1 protein-coding gene is annotated in these 4,635 nt (G+C 51.5%); it reads left to right on the forward strand.

What is annotated here, in order from left to right; genetic code table 11:
- Positions 1 to 4,635: beta strand repeat-containing protein (locus tag HPE63_RS18415; RefSeq protein WP_188315774.1), on the forward strand; the 4,635-nt coding region annotated here is incomplete at both ends.

The following is a 4,635-nucleotide window of genomic DNA, read 5'->3' on the forward strand; positions in this document are numbered from 1 at the left end:
ATGCAGCAGGAGGAACAGTTCTTATTACAGATACTTCCATATCTACCTTATCAACTCCAGTGAACGGTGTATATACGTATACCGACGAGGCTGGAAACGTACAGACCATAGATACGAACGCGAGTTCGAACCCATACGACAATACGACCTCCGGCCTGGTTGCCACCGATGTACAAGCTGCAATTGATGAACTCAATACAGAAAGTACGGATGACCAAAATATAAGCGGATCTATACTTACTGGAACGGATCTTACCATTGGTATAGAAAATGGTGGAAATGAGATTGTTGATTTATCAAGTTTGGTTGAAACCGTAATCGCCGGAACTGGGGCCATATCTGTTACAGATGATGGAAATGGTAATTACACGGTAAATTCACTTGACCCTGATGAAGACTTGACTAATGAACTTACTTTAATCGGAACTGGGGCTCCGGCACTAGTACCAAGTAATGCAGGTGTCACTTACGTTGATGACGCTGCAGGACAATTGTATGTTTGGGACGGCGCAGCTTGGCAACAGGTAGGTGGAAGCGCGAGTCCAGATTTAGATCCAGACCCGACTAATGAACTGTCGGATTTAAATCTTACTGGTAATCTACTTACATTGACTAATGCGGCTGCAGGTGCAACTGGAGTTGATTTAAGTGGATATGTTAGTACGGATGACCAAATCGCCAATGAAGTGAACATCACCGATGCGGCAGGTAACTTCACCGCTACGGAAGTAGAGGGCGCCTTGGCCGAATTGGCCGCTGGCAGTACGGACGATCAGAATATCGAGAGTCTTGGCGTTGACGTGGGAACCAACATACTTACAGTGGGCATCGAGGACGGAACCAGCCAGACAGTGGATCTTTCTCATTTGGACGATTCAGGAACCGATGACCAGACCGCTGCCGAAGTATCTTATGACAATACTACTTCAGGCTTGACAGCTGGCAATACGCAGGCAGCAATAGATGAACTTGCCGCGGGCAGCACTGACGACCAACAATTGGATGACCCCAACACATTGTTCAACGCAGGAACCAACGAGTTGACGATAGCCTTGGAGGATGGCGGAACGGCAACAGCTGATTTGAGCGCATTGGATAATCCGGGCACCGATGACCAGATTGCATCTGAGGTGAATATTACGGATGCAGGGGGCAACTTCACCGCTACGGAAGTAGAGGGCGCCTTGGCCGAATTGGCCGCGGGCAGTACGGACGACCAGAACATCGAGAGTCTTGGCGTTGACGTGGGAACCAACATACTTACAGTTGGCATCGAGGACGGAACCAGCCAGACAGTGGATCTTTCACACTTGGACGATTCGGGAACCGATGACCAGACCGCTGCTGAAGTTACTTATGACAATACAACCTCCGGATTAACTGCTGGCGACACACAGGCTGCATTAGATGAGCTAGCCGCGGGTAGTACGGATGACCAGACTATTGATGGGCTTTCAATAAGTGGAGGTGTCATTAATTTGTCTTTAGAGGATGATGGCGCAGCTCCGGTAACGCTAGATATGATCAGTAATGATCCAAACAATGATATTTCAGCAGGAACTGATGGCGCATTATACTTGAATGTTGCTTCAGTAACAATTTCAGAAACTAATACGACTTTAGGCTTCAATGGAGCCACTAATGAACTTACTTATACCAACGAATTAGGTAACAACCCAGTCCTGGATTTATCCAGTTTGGTGGGCACCGATGACCAGATCGCCAATGAAGTGAACATCACCGATGCAGCAGGTAACTTCACGTCCACGGAAGTAGAGGGTGCCTTGGCCGAATTGGCCGCGGGCAGTACTGACGACCAGAATCTGACCGGCGCTACCTTGACCGGCAACAGCCTACAGATAGATATCGAGGGTGGATCATCGACAACCGTGGACCTTTCCAGTTTGGTGGGCACGGACGACCAAATCGCCAATGAAGTGAACATCACCGATGCGGCAGGTAACTTCACCGCTACGGAAGTGGAAGGTGCCTTGGCCGAATTGGCCGCGGGCAGCACGGACGACCAGAACATCGAGAGTCTTGGCGTTGACGTGGGAACCAACATACTTACAGTGGGCATCGAGGACGGAACCAGCCAGACAGTGGATCTTTCTCACTTGGACGATTCGGGAACCGATGACCAGAACATAGAGGGTTTAGCTCTTTCTGGAGCTAACGTATTAACGGTAGGCATCGAGGACGGAACCAGCCAGACGGTGGATTTATCCAGTTTGGTGGGCACCGATGACCAGAATCTGACCGGCGCTACCTTGACCGGCAACAGCCTACAGATAGATATCGAGGGTGGATCATCGACAACCGTGGACCTTTCCAGTTTGGTGGGCACGGATGACCAGATCGCCAATGAAGTGAACATCACCGATGCGGCAGGTAACTTCACCGCTACGGAAGTGGAAGGGGCCTTGGCCGAATTGGCCGCGGGCAGCACTGACGACCAGAACATAGAGGGTTTAGCTCTTTCTGGAGCTAACGTATTAACGGTAGGCATCGAGGACGGAACCAGCCAGACGGTGGATTTATCCAGTTTGGTGGGCACTGATGACCAGAATCTGACCGGCGCTACCTTGACCGGCAACAGCCTACAGATAGATATCGAGGGTGGATCATCGACAACCGTGGACCTTTCCAGTTTGGTGGGCACGGATGACCAGATCGCCAATGAAGTGAACATCACCGATGCGGCAGGTAACTTCACGTCCACGGAAGTGGAAGGTGCCTTGGCCGAATTGGCCGCGGGCAGCACTGACGACCAGAACATCGAGAGTCTTGGCGTTGACGTGGGAACCAACATACTTACAGTGGGCATCGAGGACGGAACCAGCCAGACAGTGGATCTTTCACACTTGGACGATTCGGGAACCGATGACCAGATCGCCAATGAAGTGAACATCACCGATGCGGCAGGTAACTTCACCGCTACGGAAGTAGAGGGTGCCTTGGCCGAATTGGCCGCGGGCAGCACTGACGACCAGAATCTGACCGGTGCCACCTTGACCGGCAACAGCCTACAGATAGATATCGAGGGTGGATCATCGACAACCGTCGACCTTTCCAGTTTGGTGGGCACCGATGACCAGATCGCCAATGAAGTGAACATCACCGATGCGGCAGGTAACTTCACCGCTACGGAAGTGGAAGGGGCCTTGGCCGAATTGGCCGCGGGCAGTACGGACGACCAGAACATCGAGAGTCTTGGCGTTGACGTGGGAACCAACATACTTACAGTGGGCATCGAGGACGGAACCAGCCAGACGGTCGATCTTTCTCACTTGGACGATTCGGGAACCGATGACCAGAACATAGAGGATTTAGCTCTTTCTGGAGCTAACGTATTAACGGTAGGCATCGAGGACGGAACCAGCCAGACGGTGGATTTATCCAGTTTGGTGGGCACTGACGACCAGAATCTGACCGGCGCCACCTTGACCGGCAACAGCCTACAGATAGATATAGAGGGTGGATCATCGACAACCGTCGACCTTTCCAGTTTGGTGGGCACGGATGACCAGATCGCGAATGAAGTGAACATCACCGATGCGGCAGGTAACTTCACGTCCACGGAAGTAGAGGGGGCCTTGGCCGAATTGGCCGCGGGCAGTACTGACGACCAGAATCTGACCGGCGCTACCTTGACCGGCAACAGCCTACAGATAGATATCGAGGGTGGATCATCAACAACCGTCGACCTTTCCAGTTTGGTGGGTACGGATAATCAGACTTTGTCTACGGACAATAGTCCTGGTGATATCTCTATTACCGGTGGAAACAATATTACTTTGAACGTTGATGATGCGGATGCCGTAATAGGCAACGAAGTAACCAATGCTACGGACGGTACTTTGGTCCGTTCTGGAGCAGGAACAGCAATAAGTCCTTATACTTTGGACGTGGCTGCAGATGGGATTACCAATGCCGAGATTGCGGATGACGCAGTACAGTTGGAGAACATAGCCAATGGTACCGCGGATGGGCAAGTAATGCAGTGGGACGGTACCACGTCATCGTGGACCTTGGTAGATTTAGGTTCTGTAACGGTTACCGAAAATGATGGGGTAATAGGTAATGAGGTAACCAATGCTACGGACGGTACCTTAGTCCGTTCTGGAGCTGGAACCACAATCTCGCCATATACTTTGGATGTAGCTGCCGATGGTATCACTAATGCAGAATTGGCAGATAATGCGGTACAGTTGGAAAATATAGCCGACGGTACAGCCTCGGACCAAATAATGCAGTGGAACGGAACGAATTGGGTTTTGGTAGATGGAGGTGCGTTGAGCACCGATGACCAGAATCTGACCGGCGCTACCTTGACCGGCAACAGCCTACAGATAGATATCGAGGGTGGATCATCAACAACCGTGGACCTTTCCAGTTTGGTGGGCACCGATGACCAGATCGCCAATGAAGTGAACATCACCGATGCAGCAGGTAACTTCACGTCCACGGAAGTAGAGGGTGCCTTGGCCGAATTGGCCGCGGGCAGTACCGACGACCAGAATCTGACCGGCGCTACCTTGACCGGTAACAGCCTACAGATAGATATCGAGGGTGGATCATCGACAACCGTGGACCTTTCCAGTTTGGTGGGCACGGATGACCAGATCGCCAATG

The sequence above is a fragment of the Maribacter arenosus genome, assembly GCF_014610845.1.
Lineage (GTDB): Bacteria > Bacteroidota > Bacteroidia > Flavobacteriales > Flavobacteriaceae > Maribacter_A > Maribacter_A arenosus.